This is a genomic window from Burkholderia sp. MSMB1459WGS, from assembly GCF_001534535.1.
Taxonomy (GTDB): Bacteria; Pseudomonadota; Gammaproteobacteria; order Burkholderiales; family Burkholderiaceae; genus Burkholderia.
Window position 1 is genome coordinate 121,858 of sequence record NZ_LPMU01000002.1, and the last position, 15,827, is coordinate 137,684.

General features: G+C 65.9%; 22 protein-coding genes and 1 pseudogene. 14 read left to right on the plus strand and 9 right to left on the minus strand.

Annotated elements, in window-relative coordinates:
• The first annotated feature begins 13 nt into the window (after positions 1-13).
• Positions 14-529: a MarR family winged helix-turn-helix transcriptional regulator gene (locus tag WT97_RS00680; RefSeq protein ID WP_060352615.1), complete on the plus strand. Its 516-nt coding sequence runs from the start codon at positions 14-16 to the stop codon at positions 527-529.
• Between the two features lie 121 nt (positions 530-650).
• Here the strand turns inward: WT97_RS00680 and WT97_RS00685 are convergent, their stop codons facing one another.
• Positions 651-1,355 (minus strand): glutathione S-transferase N-terminal domain-containing protein, encoded by a 705-nt coding sequence (locus WT97_RS00685; protein WP_060352616.1) that lies wholly within the window; start codon positions 1,353-1,355, stop codon positions 651-653.
• An 18-nt stretch (positions 1,356-1,373) separates the two neighbouring features.
• Here WT97_RS00685 and WT97_RS35160 point away from each other — a divergent pair, with 18 nt between their 5' ends.
• From WT97_RS35160 to WT97_RS00735, 12 genes and pseudogenes are all read left to right on the plus strand, one after another.
• Positions 1,374-1,742 carry an alpha/beta hydrolase gene (locus WT97_RS35160; protein ID WP_373558469.1) on the plus strand — a complete coding sequence of 123 codons (369 nt, stop codon included), beginning with the start codon at positions 1,374-1,376 and terminating at the stop codon, positions 1,740-1,742.
• Positions 1,743-2,051: 309 nt separating this feature from the next.
• Complete coding sequence (locus WT97_RS00690; RefSeq protein ID WP_059498911.1) at positions 2,052-2,438, plus strand: type II toxin-antitoxin system death-on-curing family toxin; 387 nt, start codon at positions 2,052-2,054, stop codon at positions 2,436-2,438.
• Between the two features lie 384 nt (positions 2,439-2,822).
• On the plus strand, positions 2,823-3,989 hold the full coding sequence (locus WT97_RS00695) for an ABC transporter substrate-binding protein (protein ID WP_060035485.1): 1,167 nt from the start codon (positions 2,823-2,825) through the stop codon (positions 3,987-3,989).
• Between the two features lie 49 nt (positions 3,990-4,038).
• The gene (locus WT97_RS00700; protein ID WP_059789918.1) at positions 4,039-5,118 is read left to right on the plus strand and encodes an ABC transporter ATP-binding protein; all 1,080 of its coding nucleotides are present in this window, start codon (positions 4,039-4,041) and stop codon (positions 5,116-5,118) included.
• Positions 5,119-5,167: 49 nt separating this feature from the next.
• Positions 5,168-6,040, plus strand: a complete 873-nt coding sequence (locus WT97_RS00705; protein WP_059499087.1) for an ABC transporter permease — start codon at positions 5,168-5,170, stop codon at positions 6,038-6,040.
• Positions 6,040-6,963 (plus strand): ABC transporter permease, encoded by a 924-nt coding sequence (locus tag WT97_RS00710; protein WP_059789920.1) that lies wholly within the window; start codon positions 6,040-6,042, stop codon positions 6,961-6,963. Before WT97_RS00705 ends, WT97_RS00710 begins: the two co-directional genes overlap by 1 nt.
• A 120-nt stretch (positions 6,964-7,083) precedes the next feature.
• On the plus strand, positions 7,084-7,521 hold the full coding sequence (locus WT97_RS00715) for a hypothetical protein (protein ID WP_059498907.1): 438 nt from the start codon (positions 7,084-7,086) through the stop codon (positions 7,519-7,521).
• A 198-nt stretch (positions 7,522-7,719) separates the two neighbouring features.
• On the plus strand, positions 7,720-7,932 hold the full coding sequence (locus WT97_RS00720) for a hypothetical protein (RefSeq protein ID WP_059789922.1): 213 nt from the start codon (positions 7,720-7,722) through the stop codon (positions 7,930-7,932).
• Between the two features lie 282 nt (positions 7,933-8,214).
• Positions 8,215-8,325: pseudogene (locus WT97_RS34800) on the plus strand (nitronate monooxygenase); the annotation flags it as partial.
• 119 nt (positions 8,326-8,444) lie between these two features.
• A complete protein-coding gene (locus WT97_RS00730) occupies positions 8,445-8,816 on the plus strand; it encodes a GFA family protein (RefSeq protein WP_059499086.1) in 372 nt (123 codons plus the stop codon).
• Entirely contained in the window at positions 8,813-8,941 is a 129-nt protein-coding gene (locus tag WT97_RS34805) for a hypothetical protein (protein ID WP_257128437.1), read from the plus strand. The genes WT97_RS00730 and WT97_RS34805 overlap by 4 nt, the downstream gene beginning before the upstream one ends.
• Positions 8,942-9,052: 111 nt before the next feature.
• Positions 9,053-9,508, plus strand: a complete 456-nt coding sequence (locus WT97_RS00735) for a MarR family winged helix-turn-helix transcriptional regulator (protein WP_012328506.1) — start codon at positions 9,053-9,055, stop codon at positions 9,506-9,508.
• A 52-nt stretch (positions 9,509-9,560) separates the two neighbouring features.
• Here the strand turns inward: WT97_RS00735 and WT97_RS00740 are convergent, their stop codons facing one another.
• The 8 genes from WT97_RS00740 to WT97_RS00775 form a co-directional block, all read right to left on the minus strand.
• Positions 9,561-10,277: a GNAT family N-acetyltransferase gene (locus WT97_RS00740; RefSeq protein ID WP_060352618.1), complete on the minus strand. Its 717-nt coding sequence runs from the start codon at positions 10,275-10,277 to the stop codon at positions 9,561-9,563.
• Between the two features lie 167 nt (positions 10,278-10,444).
• Complete coding sequence (locus tag WT97_RS00745) at positions 10,445-10,774, minus strand: DUF4148 domain-containing protein (RefSeq protein ID WP_059498904.1); 330 nt, start codon at positions 10,772-10,774, stop codon at positions 10,445-10,447.
• A gap of 74 nt (positions 10,775-10,848) precedes the next feature.
• On the minus strand, positions 10,849-11,175 hold the full coding sequence (locus WT97_RS00750) for a DUF4148 domain-containing protein (protein ID WP_059789929.1): 327 nt from the start codon (positions 11,173-11,175) through the stop codon (positions 10,849-10,851).
• Between the two features lie 64 nt (positions 11,176-11,239).
• Entirely contained in the window at positions 11,240-11,566 is a 327-nt protein-coding gene (locus WT97_RS00755; RefSeq protein ID WP_034207338.1) for a DUF4148 domain-containing protein, read from the minus strand.
• A 66-nt stretch (positions 11,567-11,632) separates the two neighbouring features.
• Entirely contained in the window at positions 11,633-12,052 is a 420-nt protein-coding gene (locus WT97_RS00760; RefSeq protein ID WP_034201940.1) for an organic hydroperoxide resistance protein, read from the minus strand.
• 630 nt (positions 12,053-12,682) lie between these two features.
• Positions 12,683-13,234: a shikimate kinase gene (locus WT97_RS00765; protein ID WP_156440185.1), complete on the minus strand. Its 552-nt coding sequence runs from the start codon at positions 13,232-13,234 to the stop codon at positions 12,683-12,685.
• Positions 13,231-13,878, minus strand: coding sequence for a hypothetical protein (locus tag WT97_RS00770; protein ID WP_060352619.1), 648 nt, complete (start codon positions 13,876-13,878; stop codon positions 13,231-13,233). The genes WT97_RS00765 and WT97_RS00770 overlap by 4 nt, the downstream gene beginning before the upstream one ends.
• Positions 13,879-13,906: 28 nt before the next feature.
• Entirely contained in the window at positions 13,907-14,317 is a 411-nt protein-coding gene (locus WT97_RS00775; RefSeq protein WP_034207340.1) for a thioesterase family protein, read from the minus strand.
• A gap of 382 nt (positions 14,318-14,699) precedes the next feature.
• Here WT97_RS00775 and WT97_RS00780 point away from each other — a divergent pair, with 382 nt between their 5' ends.
• Entirely contained in the window at positions 14,700-15,812 is a 1,113-nt protein-coding gene (locus WT97_RS00780) for a 3-deoxy-7-phosphoheptulonate synthase (protein WP_082742231.1), read from the plus strand.
• The last annotated feature ends 15 nt before the right edge of the window (positions 15,813-15,827 follow it).

Below are 15,827 nucleotides of genomic sequence, written 5' to 3' on the forward strand. Positions count from 1 at the left end.
CCGAGGAGGGTTAATGGATCGAGCCGAGCATGCGCTCGCGCAATGGCGCGCGGAGCGCCCGGATCTCGACGCGACATCGATGGTCGTGATGGGGCGGCTGCAAGAAGCCGCGCTCGTGATTGCGCGCGACCGTCTCAATCCTCTGTTCGCGCGCTACGGCATGCAGCCGGGCGAATTCGACGTGCTCGCAACGCTGCGGCGTAGCGGTGCGCCGTTCGCGCTGACGCCGACCGCGCTGTACGACGCGCTGATGATGTCGTCGGGCGGAATGACCGCGCGCATCGACCGGCTGCAGAAGGCCGGCTGGGTCGAGCGCCGGCCGAACCCGGCCGACGGGCGCGGCACGCTGGTCGCGCTGACCGACGCCGGACGTGCGCTGATCGACGAAGCGGTCGTCGCGCACATCGACAACCAGCGCGACCTGCTGGCCGCGTTGTCGGCAGCCGAACAGGCGCAGTTGTCGCTACTGCTGGGAAAGCTGCTGGCGGGGCTGGAAAATCCTGCACCGGACGCGCGTGGCGGAAAGTAGCGCCGCCGGATGCGTGACGCCGGCGCACCGCACGGGCAAAAAATGCCCGCCGCGCAATGCGGCGGGCCCGGCTCGAGCAGCGCGCGGGCCGCACACGGCGAGCCCGCGCTGCTGCCCGGTCTCAATCGCGCGCCGGGATATTGAGCCCGCGCGCGACGGCCGGCCGCGCAACGAACGCGTCGAGCACCCGCTTGACGTGCCGGAATTCGTTGAAGCCGACCAGATCGCCCGCTTCGTAGAAACCGACCAGGTTGCGCACCCACGGGAAGATCGCGATGTCGGCGATCGTGTAGGTATCGCCCATCACCCATTGGCGGTTCGCGAGATGCGCGTCGAGCACGCCGAGCAGGCGCTTCGATTCAGCGACGTAGCGGTCGCGCGGGCGCTTGTCCTCGTAGTCGCGGCCGGCGAACTTGTGGAAGAAGCCGACCTGGCCGAACATCGGCCCGATGCCGCCCATCTGGAACATCACCCACTGGATCGTCTCGTAGCGGCCCGCGAGATCCTTCGGGATCAGCTGGCCCGTCTTGTCCGCGAGATAGATCAGGATCGCGCCCGATTCGAACAGCGGCAGCGGCTGGCCGCCGGGGCCGTTCGGATCGATGATCGCGGGGATCTTGTTGTTCGGATTCAGCGACAGGAATTCGGGCGACATCTGGTCGTTCGTGTCGAAGCGCACGAGGTGCGGCTCGTACGGCAGACCGGTTTCCTCGAGCATGATCGACACCTTGACGCCGTTCGGCGTCGGCAGCGAGTAGAGCTGGAGACGGTCGGGGTGCTGGGCCGGCCACTTGTGCGTGATCGGGAAGGCGGACAGATCGGGCATGAAGGTTCGCTCGTCGAAGTGAATGATCCGCGCCCGCCCGTGCCGCCGCGCTCGCGCACGGTTCGCGGCGCGGCGGCGGGGCGGTGCGCGCCGAAAGCGCCCACTGTAGCCGATCCGGGAAATCGATGCAGGGGCTGGCCACGCCTGCGCCTGTACCGCCCGGCTGCGCGTCTGCCATTCCCGAGCATCGTCGTCGAAAGCCGCAACGATCCGCTCGCGCTTCGAACGCATCGAGACGCTGACGGCCGGGTGGGTAGCCAGCTCGTCCATCTCGGCGAGGTCGGGCACCTTAATCCGGCATCCCGCTACGGCGAGTGGCGTGATGCGGAGCGGCTGGCCAACGAGACGATCGCGCTCGGCGAAGGTCGCTCCGGTCCGAGGGATTGACGCACCGATACCGTTTGCCCGTCCCGGGCCTCCTTCGCCGGTCCGTCGGGTGCTATGATTGCCGGTGATATGGCCACCCGTATGACAACGGGGTAAGCGGCTGATTGTTATCGTTTTTTTAGTGGGTATCTGTCATGGCTCCCAAGAGAAAGGTGCTGTACGGGGTTGAACTGAAACCCCGCGCAATCATTCGTCCCACGACGGAGGTCAAGGCTTCGACCGAGACCGAGAAAGGCGATGTGCTTCGCGCGGCGCGAAAAGTCATTTCGGAACACCGGGACGTACTAATCGCGTTGAAGGATCGCTGATTTGCTGGATCTCGACTACGTCATCACCATCCACGACGAGATCATCCGCGATCTCGGCGGCCTCGGCGGTTTCGCGCATGCAGGCCGGGGCGGAGTCGAGGCCGCCCTGCAACGCGTCGACAATCATGTCCATTACGCGGGGCTCGATGACGTGTTCGGCATTGCGGCGACCTATGCCGTCGCAATCGCACGGGGCCACGTGTTCAATGATGCAAACAAGCGTACCGGCCTCACTTGTGCGTTGACGTATATGGAACGACAGGGCATCTCGATTCCTCGTCTAGCCGATCTCGAAGATCTCATGGTCGATGTTGCCGACGGCAGCGTGACGAACGAGGAACTGGCCGAGTATTTCAGTGCGGTCTGGGAATTGTCCCTGTCTCGCTGAAAGCGGGACCCGCCGGGCCATTTTCTCGCCATGTCTCCGCCAATGGCTACTCGTCGATAAACAACGGGCACGAAGATTCGATTACTCGCGCCGGACGTCCGTCGGGCCTGGCATCCATCCCGCGAAATATGCCGGTTGTGCGTGGTCGCCGCCCCGGTTTCAGCCTGATCTCGCATCGATATACGATGTCCTAACTCATATCGTTCAGCGCTCCATTTCGGCCCTTGGCGTTCATTCTGCCTGCTGGATTGCCTCATCGTAGAAGGGTTTTTGTCAGGGAAAGTCCCGCCCCGGATTCCGTGGTTTTTTGTTGACCGACATCGTATAACGCCGTCATGATTTCCTGACAAGAAAGGTCCCATCCACCGACCGAAGTGAGGAGACATGAACACCACCCCGATCGCTCGCCGTGTCCGCCGGATCGCACTCGCACTGGGCTTCGCGCTGTCGGCCGCCGCAGCCGTTGCCGCCCCCGTATCGCTGAACATCGTCGACGTCGCAGGCAACCTGCAGCTCACGCAGAAGGCCATCGAGGCGTTCAAGGAGAAGAATCCGAATCTCGTCGCGAACGTCACGTTCACGAACGCACCCGCGCCGCAGTTGCCGGGCAAGATCAAGGCGATGCAGGCGGCGGGGCGCTCCGACATCGACCTCGTGCTGACGGGCACCGACGCGCTGGCCGCCGGCATCGAGCAGAACCTGTGGCAGAAGCTCCTGCCCGACAACGCGGCCGCCTTCCCCGGCGTACTCGACAAGTACGCGCCCGGCCCGCGAAAGATGCAGGATCTCGCGCAGGGCTTCGGTCTCGAAGTCACCTACATGCCGGCCGGCCCGCTGCTCGAATACAACCCCGCGAAGGTGAGCGCCCCGCCGAAGACCCCCGATCAACTGCTCGCCTGGTGCAAGGCGCACCCGAACAAGCTGATCTATGCGCGCCCGGCGAACTCGGGCCCCGGCCGCACGTTCCTGATGGGGCTGCCGTACGTGCTCGGCGACAAGAATCCGCAGGACCCGATCAACGGCTGGGACAAGACCTGGGCGTTCCTGAAACAGTTGAACGACTGCGTGCCGTACTACCCGGGCGGCACGTCGGCGGTGATGAAGGAGCTCGGCGAAGGCACGCGCGACATGACCGTGACCGTCACCGGCTGGGACCTCAACCCGCGCGCGCTCGGCATCGTGCCAGCCGAATTCAGAATCCAGGCGTTCGACAACATGACGTGGGTCAACGACGCGCACTACATGGTGATCCCGAAGGGCGTGCCGAAGGAAAAGCTCGACGTGCTGTTCAAGCTGATGAATTTCCTGCTCGAACCGGCGCAGCAGGCGATGACCTACGACGACGGGTACTTCTATCCGGGGCCGGCGGTGAAGGGCGTGACGCTCGAGATGGCGCCCGCGCACAGCCAGGAAGTCGTTCGCAAGTTCGGTCGCCCCGAATACGCGAAGCTGCTCGCCGATCGACCGCACGTGCAGCCGCTCAGCGCGCAGGCAATGGTCGCCGCGTTCCAGAAGTGGGATCGCGAGATCGGTTCGCAGAAATCGAAGTGATGGCTGAACCGGCGGGCGCCGCGGCGCCCGCGTCGATGGAGTTCGTGGAATGAAGCACGGTTTCGAACGGTTGCGGCTCGACGGCGTGTGCCGCAGTTTCACCAATGCGCAAGGCGCACAGGTCGCCGCGTTGAACGGGCTCGACCTCGAGATCCGGCGCGGCGAGTTCATCGCGCTGCTCGGCCCGTCGGGCTGCGGCAAATCGACCGCGCTGAACTGCATCGCCGGGTTGCAGCCGCTCACGCGCGGCGGCATCTGGCTCGACGACACGCGCATCGACGTGCTGCCGCCCGAGCGTCGCGGCTTCGGGATGGTGTTCCAGAACTACGCGCTGTTTCCGCACATGTCGGTGCTCGACAACGTCGGCTTCGGCCTCAAGATGCGCGGCGTGCCGAAGCAGGAAACGCGGCGGCGCGCGCAGCAGGCCCTCGAGCTCGTGCAGCTCGTCGGCCACGAAGGCAAGCTGCCCGGGCAATTGTCGGGCGGGCAGCAGCAGCGCGTCGCGATCGCGCGCGCGATCGTGATCGAGCCGCCGCTCGTGCTGATGGACGAGCCGCTGTCGAACCTCGACACGAAACTGCGCATCGAGATGCGCGCGGAGATTCGCCGCATCCACACGCAGCTCGAACGCGCGACGATCTACGTGACGCACGACCAGGACGAGGCGCTGTCGATGGCCGACCGCATCGTCGTGATGAAGGAGGGCGTCGTGCAGCAGGTCGCGTCGCCGAAGGATGTGTACACGCGCCCGCACAACCTGCATGTCGCGCGCTTCATGGGCTATCGCAACGTGCTGCCGTTTACGCTCGAAGGAATGGCAGGCGATCGCGTGAGCGTCGCGTCGGGCGGCGTGCGCCTCGCGGGCGTGCCGATGGCCGGCTTCGACGCGAAGGACGTCGTGGTCGCGCTGCGCCCCGACGACGTCGAGCGCGCGGAAGAAGGCGCCGACAACGCGTTCGACGCGACCGTCGAGACCGTCGAGTACGGCGGGCGCGACTCGCTGATTCGCGCGCTCACGCCGTTCGGCGCGATCTGGGCGCGTGTGGCCGGGGAGTTCGCGGAAGGTGAACCGCTGCGGCTGCGCGTGGCGCCGGCACGGACGCTGGTCTATCCGGGAGACGTGCAATGAACGGGCTGCGCCAAGCGGCATGCACGGCGGCGTCTCGCGCGGAGGCCGCATGAGCACGCTCGCGACCGGCGGCGCGCCGCGCGACGCGAAAGCCTGGCTCGTCACGCCGGCGCTCGCGTTCATCGCCGCGCTGTTCATCTATCCGTTCGCGTACGGTCTCGTGCTGTCGTTCCAGCCGATGAACGGCGGCGGCGCGCTCGCGAACTACGTGCAGTTCTTCACCGACACCGCGATGTGGCCGACCGTGCTCGTCACGCTGAAGCTCGCGGTGCCCGCGACGCTGCTCAATGTCGGCATCGCGGTGCCCGTCGCATTCGCGCTGCGTCGCAACTCGCCATACCAGAAGTTCGTCACGACGCTGCTCGTGATTCCCGTCACGCTCGGCACGGTGCTCGTCGCCGACGGGATGCTCACGTATTTCGGGCCGAACGGCTGGTTTCCGCAGGCGCTGCAGGGGCTGCACCTGTACACGGACGAAGTGCGCCTCACGCACAACTACTGGGGCGTGCTTCTGTCGCTGATCGTGTCGGGCTTTCCATTCGCGTTCCTGCTGATGCTGTCGTACATCAGCGGCATCGACCCGACCCTCGCGCACGCGGCCGCGACGCTCGGCGCGAACCCGTGGCAGCAGTTCCGGCAGATCTACCTGCCGCTGCTCGTGCCGGGGCTCACGATGGCCGCGTGCCTGTCGTTCGTGCAGGCGTTCTCGGTATTTCCGTCGGCCGTGCTGCTCGGCGCGCCGGCCGGGCCGACGCGCGTGATCTCGATCGCGGCGGCCGAAGCCGCGTTCGAGAGCTACGACTATTCGCTCGCGTCGGCGATCGCGATCGTGATGGGCTTCGTGCAGCTGCTGGTGGTCGCGTCGATGCTCGGCGCGCGCCGCTTCTTCTATACGGGCGCGGTGACGGGAGGCAAGGGCTGATGGCGACCGACGATCATGCCGCTCGCACGTGGCCGCCGAAGCACGATGCACCCGACGCGCGGCCCGTCGACACGGGAAAACCGCACAGGATGAGAAGCAACCTCGCCGGCCGCGCATGGAAGGCGCTCGTGTGGGCGCTGATGGCGTTCTTCCTGCTGAACGTGATGCTGCTGATCGCCACCGTCGCGGTGAATTCGGTCGCGACGCGCTGGTTCGGCACGCCGTTGCCGCAAGGCTTCACGCTGCACTGGTATGCGAAGGCGTGGGAAGACTTCCAGCTCGCGAGCGTGCTGTGGGTGACCGTCGAGGTGGTCGGCGCGGTCGTGCTGCTGTCGATCGCGCTCGGCGTGCCGGCCGCATATGCGCTCGCACGCGTGCAGTTCCGCGGCAAGCGCTTCGCGCTGCTGGTGTTCCTGCTGCCGCTGATGGTGCCGCCCGTCACCTACGGGATCCCGATGGCGACCGTGATGTACAAGATCGGGCTCGCGGGCACGCTGCCGGGCGTGATCCTCGCGAACCTCGTGCCGGCGCTGCCGTTCGTGATCCTCGTGATGACGCCGTTCATCGAGCAGATCGATCCGAACCTCGAAGCCGCCGCGCGCATCTTCGGCGCGAACACGTGGCGCTATTTCCGTTACGTGCTGCTGCCGCTGCTGGTGCCGGGCATGCTCGCGGCCGGGCTGCTCGTGCTGGTGCGCACGATCGGGATGTTCGAGCTGACGTTCTTCACCGCGGGCCCGAGCACGCAGACGCTCGTCGTCGCACTGTATTACGCGGTGTTCTCGACCGGCGTGCGCGCGCCGCAGTCGATCGACGCGATGGCGATGATCTACATGGTCATCACGCTCGTGTGGGTCGTGATCGCGCTGCAGTTCGTCAGTCCGACCCAGCTCGTGAGCCGCGTGAAGCAGGAGCGGCAGTAGGCGAGGGCGTCGTACAGTCGCGCGGGGCTGCCGACAGCGTGCAATTGGTTACAAATGGATACCGCGCACGACACGCGGACGTTGCAGACTACGCGGCGTTCCCCCGATCGACGGATATCCATGAAGGTTCAAACGCTGCTGACACTCGCCGGCGCCTCGACGCTGCTGGCCGCCTGCAACCTGCTTCACGACGGTCCCGGATCGAGCGACGTCGACGCCGCCGTGCGCCGCGCGCTCGAAGCGGAAAACCACGGCGGCCTGAACGCGCTGTTCGGTCAGCCGCTGCCCGTATCGGCCGACGTCGTGTCGGCGAAACCCGACGGCGACTGCAAGAAGCTCGGCGATCGCACGTATTCGTGCGACGTCGTGGTCACGTGGCGCAACGCCGATTACTCGCCGTCGCGCGCGAACCTGACCTTCGTGAAGGCAGCAGACGGCTCGTGGCAAACGTCGGGTGTCGACGCGGCGATCGTGACGGGCACCGCGAAGTCGCTGATCGACCATATCGGCAAGGCATGGCCGGGCAATGCGGCGAGCGGCGCGTCGGCGCCGCAGTGATGCGCGGGCGGCAAGCCTTCGTTCTCTTCCCCGGATAGGCGGCGCGGGCCTTGCCGGCCGTAGCGCCGCGCTTGCCCCGGTAAAAGGGCGCGAGCGTCGTGCCCATCTCGTTCGAACGCATCCTCGGTATGCAGACAGGGTTATAGGGAAAACCCTTATCTCAAGGTATAATTTCGGCCATGAGAGAAAGGTCATACCATGCCTGAACGCTTCCAAACCCTTGAAAAATTTGTGTTTTCCATCGTCGTGATGTCCGCCGTCGTGTGCTCGGCCTTCCTCGCGTACGAGCGTCACCCCGAGATCAAGATCGCGCTGCACGAAGGCGAAGCGCTGATGCGCGAGAGCGCCAAGTACTCGGTCATCTGCTCGCCGTCCAAGGTCGATCCCTGCGTCGAGATGTCCGCTTACTGAGCCTGAGCCGCTTTTCCGCTTGCCGGGCTTGCCCGCATCACTACCGATCCGAATGCGTTGAAGCAGCGGCCATCCGGCATTCGGAAACCGGCCGCAAGACAGGGAGCATGTACGAATCTGTTACGTGCCGAGTCGCTGGCGTAAGCAGCCCCACATCCGGTCGGCCCCGCTTCGAGCAATCGAGCGGGGCCGTTCTGTTTGTGCATGTCACGCGACATGCCGCAGCCCGCCGCCAACGAAAGCGGCGACGTTGCGCGTCGCGCAACGCGGGTCGTCCACGAATGGGCGGGGCCGGCAGCGCCGCTGGCTCGCGCGCTGCCGGCAGCCGAGCCGTTCGCGGCGCTAGAACGCGAAACGCGCGCGGCAATCGCGCGGATGCAGCACGTGCCGGACCGAGTGCGTGCGCCGCGGATTTGCAATGTCCTGTATCTGCGCCGACCGTCGATACAGTGCGATACAACGCCCGCGCGCGGGTTCGCTATAAAGCAGGCATGACCGTTTCGGAGCCCATCATGTCTGCCACCTGGTTCAAAGGGTCCTGCCATTGCGGGGCCGTCAAATTCGAAGTCAGCGCGGCCATCACGCCGGCCGTCCGCTGCAACTGCAGCCTGTGCCGCCGGCGCGGCGCGCTGATGAGCCCGATGTTCGCCGCCGCCAACCTGACGATCGTCGAAGGCGAGGGCGTGCTGACGTGCTATCGCTTCAACTCGCACACCGCGCGCCACTATTTCTGCAGCCGGTGCGGCGTCTATCCGTTCCACCAGACCCGCAAGGACCCGGCATGCTGGCGCGTCAATCTCGGCTGCCTCGACGGTGTCGATCCGACTACGCTCGACGCGACGGTCGCCGACGGCGCGAGCCTTTCGGTCGTGGAGGACGCATGAAACGCTGGCTGATGATCCTGCTGTTTGCCGCGGGCGGGCTCGCGACCGAAATCGCGCATCCGGTGCAGTGCACGTTGCTGTCGGTCAGCCGTCAGCGAACCGGCAAGCGCCGCAAGCCGGGCTGAGCGAACGCGGCGGGCGTCGGCCTATCGACGCCGATTATCATGCTTCCGATAAGATCGCATGCGATATATAATGCGATCGTCTGCGACCGTTCGCGTCGCTGGAGGAAGTCCATGAAACCGACCGAAACCCCGTCGTCCGCCGCGCCGAAGCTGTCCGAATTCCTGTGCTTTGCGATCTACTCGGCGAACCTCGCGTTCGGCAAGGCATACAAGCCGATCCTCGACGAGCTCGGCCTCACGTATACGCAGTACATCACGATCATTGCGCTGTGGGAGCAGGACAACCAGACCGTCGGCCAGCTCGGCGAGAAGCTGTTCCTCGAATCCAACACGCTGACGCCGATCCTGAAGAAGCTCGAGGCAATGGGCTATCTGGAGCGGCATCGCGATCCGTCCGATGAGCGCCAAGTGCTCGTCAGCCTGACCAAAAGCGGTCGCCGCGTGCGCGAGAAGGGGCTCGACATGAACCTGGTCGAAGCTACCGGGCTGAAGCCGGACGAGTTCGCCAAGGTGCAGAAGGCGATCGTCACGCTGCGCGGCAACCTGATCCGATCGACCGAAGCATAAAAACATCCGGATACGGCAAGCGGCCGACGCGGGAATCGCGCCGGCCGCGTTGTCACGTGCGCGCGTCGCCCACTACCAGCAGGTGCATCTCGCGACGGACGACGAAACCGAGTGCGAGATAGCGCGCGATCGCCACCTGATTCGTCGTGAGGACGTGCAGGAAAGGCGTTTCCGCACGCGCACCGATCGTCGCGATCAACGACCGGATCAGCCGCGTCGCCAGCCCTTGCCGCCGAAACGCGGCATCCACGCAGACGGCGCTGATCTCGGTATATCCGTCGACCTGCATTCGCTGGCCCGCCATCGCGGCCAGCCGGCCTTCACGGCGCACGCCGACGTAGTGGCCCAGTTCGAACGTGCGCGGACCGAATGGGCCCGGCTGCGCGGCGGCGGTCAGCGCGAGCATGTCCGGCACGTCGGCTTCGCCGAGCGGGACAGATTCCGCGTCGTGCGTCGGATCGAACGTCCGTTGCCAGATCATTTGAAGCAACGTCGCGCGCCGGATCACCGACAAGCCTGCCTGCGGCTCGATCTCGTCCGGCGTGACGAGCGCCGCCGGTCCGTGTGCGGCGATCAGTTCGCACAGCGCGCCGAACGACGCCGGGCTCGTGTCGTCGATCGCGGCAAACGGCGCGATGGCCGCCGGGAACCGCAGTGCGCGACCCTCGCCGAGCGCGAAACGGCGTTGCCTGCCCGTGAGCGCATTCCAGACGACCCGGTCGAGCACGTGCGCATCGCCTGTCGCGTTTCCGGTCATGGCGTCCGGCATCGGCGGCTCCTTGGTGGAAGATGGGGTGCCGCACAGAATAATCCCGGATCAGGCGAACAGGTAGCGCTGACGATGCAGTCCGGACGATGCAAATAATAACGCGCATGCGATTACATCGCATGCGCGTTATATGGTGAACTTCGGCGGCCGAATTCGCCGTACCGCGCTCAATGGCCGAAATAGATCGAGCGCTCGGCTGTACGCACCGTGTTTCGGCTGCCGGACTGCGTGGCGCCGCCGGCGTCGCTGCCGTAACCGGCCGCCTGCGTATCGGCCGCGACGGCGCCGCCATCGCGAATCCGGTTCAGCGCGGCCTGGATATTGTCCGGGTAGTTCGGATCGTTCGGGCGATTCGGCTGGTAGCCGGCTTGCTGCAACGCGGCCAGTTCCGCACGCACCTGCGCACGCGTGACAGTGCTTTCGCCGGCAAAAACCGGTGCGGCGACAGAAGCCGACACGGCAACGAGAAGGGCGGCAATCAGTTGGGTCTTCATCATTCACCTCGACAGGGATTCAGGAATTCAGGGGTTGCGCATCGCACGCCGGCCATCGGCGCCGTTCGCGCGTTCGTTCAATGACCGAAGTAGATCGAGCGTTCGGCGAGTCGCGTCGCCGGCCGGCTACCCGACTGCGTCGCGGCGGCGGCATCGTTGCCGTAACCGGATGCCGCAGCATCGGCCGCCACCGCGTTGCTGGCATGAATGCGCGTCAACGCGGCCTGCAGGTCGTCCGGATAGTGCGGATCGTTCGCGCGGCCGGGCCGATAACCGGCCTGTGCCAGTTGGACGAGTTCGGCGCGGACTTGCGCGCGGGACACGACGGCTTCGTCGGCAAACGCCGGTGCGGCGGCAGAAGCGGAAACAGCCACGAGAAGGGCAGCGATCAATCGGGTTTTCATCGTTCACCTCGACAAAATGGAATCAGGGATAAAGGGAATCAGGGTTCACGTACCGCGTGTGTGCTCAGTGACCGAAGTACACCGAGCGCTCGGCCACGCTTGCGACGTGCCGGCGACCGGATTGCGTCGCGGTGTCGCCGTCGCTGCCGTAGCCGGACGCTGCGGCGTTGGCCGCGACGGCGTCGTCGGCGTGGATCTGCGTCAGCGCGGCCTGCAGATCGTTCGGGTAGGTGGCGTCGGTCGCGCGGTTCAGCGGATAGCCGACGCGTTGAAGCTGCGCGAGTTCGGCGCGCACCTGCGCACGCGTCACGGTGGCTTCATTGGCAAACGCCGGAGCGGCCACGGCAGCCGAAACAGCGACGAACAGGGCAGCGATCAGTTGGACTTTCATGTTTCACCTCGATGGAAAAGGAATCGGGAATTCGGGAGGGCGGCGCTCGGCCGCCCGATGCAACGTTCAGGCGATCCGGATGTCGACGTCGATGTTGCCGCGCGTCGCTTTCGAATACGGGCAGGTCTGGTGGGCGGCGTCGACGATGCGTTGCGCGACGTCGCGCTCGAGCCCCGGCACGCTCACGTTCAGCCGGGCTTGCAGGAAGTACGCGTTGCCCGCCGTGCCGAGATCCACTTCGGCGTCGACCGCGAGATCGGCCGGCAGCGTCACCTTCGCGGCGCGCGCCGCAAGCTGCATCGCGCCGATGAAGCAGGCCGACCAGCCGGCTGCGAACAGTTGCTCCGGGTTGGTGCCGGTGCCGGCGCTGCCCGGCGACGACAACTGAATGTCGAGGCGGCCATCGGAACTGCGCGCGGCGCCGTCGCGGCCGCCGGAAGTCGTATGCGTCTTGCCCGTGTACAGCACTTTGTCGATCTTGCTCATCATTTGCTCCGTCGGTTGGTTTGTCTCAGATGCGATTCGATCGCATGCGACGCAGTTTCCGCCTGACGGCCGGCCACGTCAAGCGCATTCGATTAAATCGCATGCGATATTTTGCATTTCAATGTATCTGGATCGTGTAGCGCCTTGCTGGACAAGGCTTTCGGGCGGTCCGGCGATGATGGCCGGACATCGACGAACGGCGAACGGCGAACGATTCCGGAAAGGCCGCGGGAAAGCGGAGCAGTCGTCCGCTCAACGTTTCCCTAAAGCGAACAGGCGCCTCGTCATTATTTCGCTTTCTACAGCGCACCGTCTCTCCCAGCTTTGCCGGCCTCGATCGCGAGCAACCCGCCGACGGCCTGCGCTTGCACGGACAACGAGCGCATTCGAAACGGAGACGTTACGTGTCGCGCGACGACACCGCGCCGGGTGGTTCGACGAGTACGGATTCGCGGCGCGCGGCGCGTCGATTCTTCTGTCGCGGAACACGCAGTTGGATCACGCAACACTACCATCTGGATAACTTTTCTTATCACAATAGCACGATAAAGAATCCGAACTCGCCGTTCCAAAAACGCGCGTGATACCGAACGCGCGCTCGATTCGAAGGGCAGGGAAGCGAAAGCGCCGTCACTCCGGCGCCTTCATCCGCGCAAACAGCAACGTCAATACTTCCGCCGTCGCGCGCGCGACATCATGTGCGGCCGTATCGACCAGCGCATGCGCGCATTCGCGATACAGCGGGTCGCGCATCCGGTACAGCGCGGCGAGCGTCTGCTGCGGCTCGCCCGACTGCAGCAGCGGCCGCCGCCGCGTGTCGTCGCGTGTCCGCCGCCACAGCACATCGGGATCCGCATGCAGATAGATCACGCTGCCGCGTTCGCTCAGGCGTGCGCGGGTGCGCGGATTCAGGACCGAGCCGCCGCCGGTCGCGACGACCACGTTCGCGCGTTGCGTCAGCTCGTCGACGATCTGCGTTTCGAGCAGCCGAAAGCCGCCTTCGCCGACCACATCGAACAGCGCGGGGACCGAGCGCCCCGTGCGCCGTTCGATCTCGTCGTCGCTGTCGGCGAACGCCCAGCCGAGCGAAGCCGCGAGCGCGCGGCCAAGCGTCGACTTGCCTGCACCCATCATGCCGACCAGGAACGCGCGCCCGCCAGCCGGCGCGACCACGCCGCTCATAACCGTCGCGCGAGCGGCCAGCGCGCCCGCGTCGCCAGACAGATCCGTCGCGCGCGCACCGCATCCGACAGCGTGTCGAGCGCCGCGTCGGTCGACGCGTCATCGGCGTCGAGCAGCGCGCCGAGCACCGGCGCGTCGGGATCGCCGGCCACGAGGTGCTCGGCCGCGTCCGCCGCGATGGTCCGCGGCGTGCGTTCAGGCTCCCCGTCGCGCCCCGGCCGTCGCCACCTGCCGTGCAGATCGCGCCACCGCACGACCAGCCCGTAGAGCAGGGCACCGCCGGGCACGGCCGTGTCGTCGGGGGCCGCCGCCGAACCGTCGGGCGTCGTACACCGTGTGACCCAGCTCGCGAATTCGAGCAGCGACGCGTCGTGGGCCACCGTCGCCGCGTCGAGCGCCACGGCCACGCCGGCGTCCCGCAGCCGGCCGAGCAGCGGCCGCACGCCGTCGTGCACACCGCCGCACGGCTGCAGCAGCACCTCCAGCTCGTCCTCATGGCGGCATGCGAGCGCGCGGTGCCGCTCGAGCGTCGCCGGCTCGAGCAATGCCTGCGCTGCATGCCGGACGATCACGATCGCGCGATCGTCCCGCCGCTCGACGATCGCGCCGATCCGGCGCCGGGCGCGCGCCACCGCGCAGCTCACGTGTCGCTCCCGAGCAGGCGCGCCCCCATTACAGCGACCCCTGGAATTCGAGCACGCGCGTCTTGAATTCGTCGGGCACGGCCAGCGTCGTGTTGTTCGCGTAATCGAACATCACGTGCGTCGACACGCCGCGCGCGACGATGGTCTGGTCGTCGCGCTCCATCAGGTGTTCGAGATCGAAGCTCTTGCTGCCGAAGCGCACGATGCTCGAGCGAACGGTCAGGTTGTCGCCGAACTGTGCCGGCGCGAGGTATTCGCACTGTGTCTTCACCATGATGTGCGGCAGTTTCTCGCTGCGCGGCAGGCCGAGCAGGTCGAACATGTAGCAGAGATACGAATGCTGCAGATAGTCGTAATAGACGGGACTGCTCACATGCCCCATCGAATCCGTATCGCGATACTTGACGTGAATGGGGGTTTCGTAATGTCGCTTCGACATGATGACTCTCCGCAATGACTGGGTTGATTTATATTTTCGAGCCCGAATGGCCTATCGGGCATCCGAAAATTAATCGAACGACTATCGGGCCGCCACTATCAGAACGAATAGCGAAGCTTGGTAAAAATGCCGTCCGTGCGTGCATTGCCGCGCAACAATCGCATCCGCGTTTCAAATGAAAACCGAATGCACGCTCCATTTCACGCCCCGCTAACAGCAAATTGCCGGATCCCCGATTATCGAATCCGACGCTTATTCTTCACATTCATAAGGTTATGAATTAGATACTGATAAATATGTTAGTTGCGCGTCGAAAGCACCATTCAATACAGTCGCGCTGTAGTAAAAAGTCTCGTTAATTATCGACAGGAGGGCAGTCCCCATGGATGCAAACGCCTGGACGACAAACCGCGACGCCGTGCTGCGCTTGCCGTCCCCTGCGGATCTGGCCGACGCACTGCCGCCGGCGTGGCGCGCGTCGCGCACCGTTCATACGACCCGCCGCGCGATCGTCGACGTGCTCGACGGCACGGACGACCGGCTCGTGGTGATCGCCGGCCCGTGCTCGATACACGATCCCGACGCCGCGCGCGACTACGCGGCGCGGCTCGCGCTGCAACGCGCGCGCTTTGCGGACGAACTGGAAATCGTGATGCGCGTGTACTTCGAGAAACCGCGCACGACGGTCGGCTGGAAGGGGTTGATCAACGATCCGCTGCTGGACGGTAGCGACCGGATCGACGTCGGACTGCACACGGCCCGTGCGTTGCTGTGCGACATCAACGGCACGGAAATGCCGGCTGCGACCGAGTTGCTCGATCCGCTGTCGCCGCGCTACCTGGCCGATCTGGTCGCGTGGGGCGCGATCGGCGCGCGCACCGTGGAGTCGCAGGTGCATCGCGAGCTGGCGTCGTCGCTGCCGATCCCGATCGGCTTCAAGAACGGTACCGACGGCAATGTCCAGATCGCCGTCGATGCGATGCGCGCGGCGGCGCACGCGCACCGCTTCCTGTCGATCGATGCGGGCGGCCGGCTATGCGCGGCCGCTTCGTCCGGCAATCCGCATACGCACGTCGTGCTGCGCGGCGGCCGCGAGCCGAATTTCGACGCGGCCGCCGTGAATGCCGCGTGCGAGCGCATGACGGCCGCGCACTTCGCACCGCGCGTGATGATCGACGTCAGTCACGGCAACAGCCGCCGCCAGTACCGGAATCAGCTCGCAGTCGGCGCGGAAGTCGCCGCGCAGGTGGCGGCCGGCGATACGCGCATCGTCGGCGTGCTGATCGAGTCGAACCTGATCGAAGGGCGCCAGGATCTCGTGCCCGGCGTACCGCTGCGCTATGGGCAGAGCATCACGGACGCGTGCCTGTCGTTCGCCGATACCGCTCGGCTGTTCGAGACGCTCGCGCACGCCGTCCGTACGCGGCGACGCGGCCACGCGCTGCCGATCGGCGTCGAGTTCGCTCACGAGCCGCTGCTCGCCTGCTGCGCGTGAGCGGCCCGGCGCGAC

Excerpts from the sequence above, each read along its gene's own strand:
- WT97_RS00680 (WP_060352615.1), top strand. The coding sequence starts at position 14 with ATGGATCGAGCCGAGCATGCGCTCGCGCAATGGCGCGCGGAGCGCCCG.
- WT97_RS00685 (WP_060352616.1), bottom strand. The coding sequence starts at position 1,355 with ATGCCCGATCTGTCCGCCTTCCCGATCACGCACAAGTGGCCGGCCCAG.
- WT97_RS00695 (WP_060035485.1), top strand. The coding sequence starts at position 2,823 with ATGAACACCACCCCGATCGCTCGCCGTGTCCGCCGGATCGCACTCGCA.
- WT97_RS00700 (WP_059789918.1), top strand. The coding sequence starts at position 4,039 with ATGAAGCACGGTTTCGAACGGTTGCGGCTCGACGGCGTGTGCCGCAGT.
- WT97_RS00705 (WP_059499087.1), top strand. The coding sequence starts at position 5,168 with ATGAGCACGCTCGCGACCGGCGGCGCGCCGCGCGACGCGAAAGCCTGG.
- WT97_RS00710 (WP_059789920.1), top strand. The coding sequence starts at position 6,040 with ATGGCGACCGACGATCATGCCGCTCGCACGTGGCCGCCGAAGCACGAT.
- WT97_RS00715 (WP_059498907.1), top strand. The coding sequence starts at position 7,084 with ATGAAGGTTCAAACGCTGCTGACACTCGCCGGCGCCTCGACGCTGCTG.
- WT97_RS00720 (WP_059789922.1), top strand. The coding sequence starts at position 7,720 with ATGCCTGAACGCTTCCAAACCCTTGAAAAATTTGTGTTTTCCATCGTC.
- WT97_RS00730 (WP_059499086.1), top strand. The coding sequence starts at position 8,445 with ATGTCTGCCACCTGGTTCAAAGGGTCCTGCCATTGCGGGGCCGTCAAA.
- WT97_RS34805 (WP_257128437.1), top strand. The coding sequence starts at position 8,813 with ATGAAACGCTGGCTGATGATCCTGCTGTTTGCCGCGGGCGGGCTCGCG.
- WT97_RS00735 (WP_012328506.1), top strand. The coding sequence starts at position 9,053 with ATGAAACCGACCGAAACCCCGTCGTCCGCCGCGCCGAAGCTGTCCGAA.
- WT97_RS00740 (WP_060352618.1), bottom strand. The coding sequence starts at position 10,277 with ATGCCGGACGCCATGACCGGAAACGCGACAGGCGATGCGCACGTGCTC.
- WT97_RS00745 (WP_059498904.1), bottom strand. The coding sequence starts at position 10,774 with ATGATGAAGACCCAACTGATTGCCGCCCTTCTCGTTGCCGTGTCGGCT.
- WT97_RS00750 (WP_059789929.1), bottom strand. The coding sequence starts at position 11,175 with ATGAAAACCCGATTGATCGCTGCCCTTCTCGTGGCTGTTTCCGCTTCT.
- WT97_RS00755 (WP_034207338.1), bottom strand. The coding sequence starts at position 11,566 with ATGAAAGTCCAACTGATCGCTGCCCTGTTCGTCGCTGTTTCGGCTGCC.
- WT97_RS00760 (WP_034201940.1), bottom strand. The coding sequence starts at position 12,052 with ATGAGCAAGATCGACAAAGTGCTGTACACGGGCAAGACGCATACGACT.
- WT97_RS00765 (WP_156440185.1), bottom strand. The coding sequence starts at position 13,234 with ATGAGCGGCGTGGTCGCGCCGGCTGGCGGGCGCGCGTTCCTGGTCGGC.
- WT97_RS00775 (WP_034207340.1), bottom strand. The coding sequence starts at position 14,317 with ATGTCGAAGCGACATTACGAAACCCCCATTCACGTCAAGTATCGCGAT.
- WT97_RS00780 (WP_082742231.1), top strand. The coding sequence starts at position 14,700 with ATGGATGCAAACGCCTGGACGACAAACCGCGACGCCGTGCTGCGCTTG.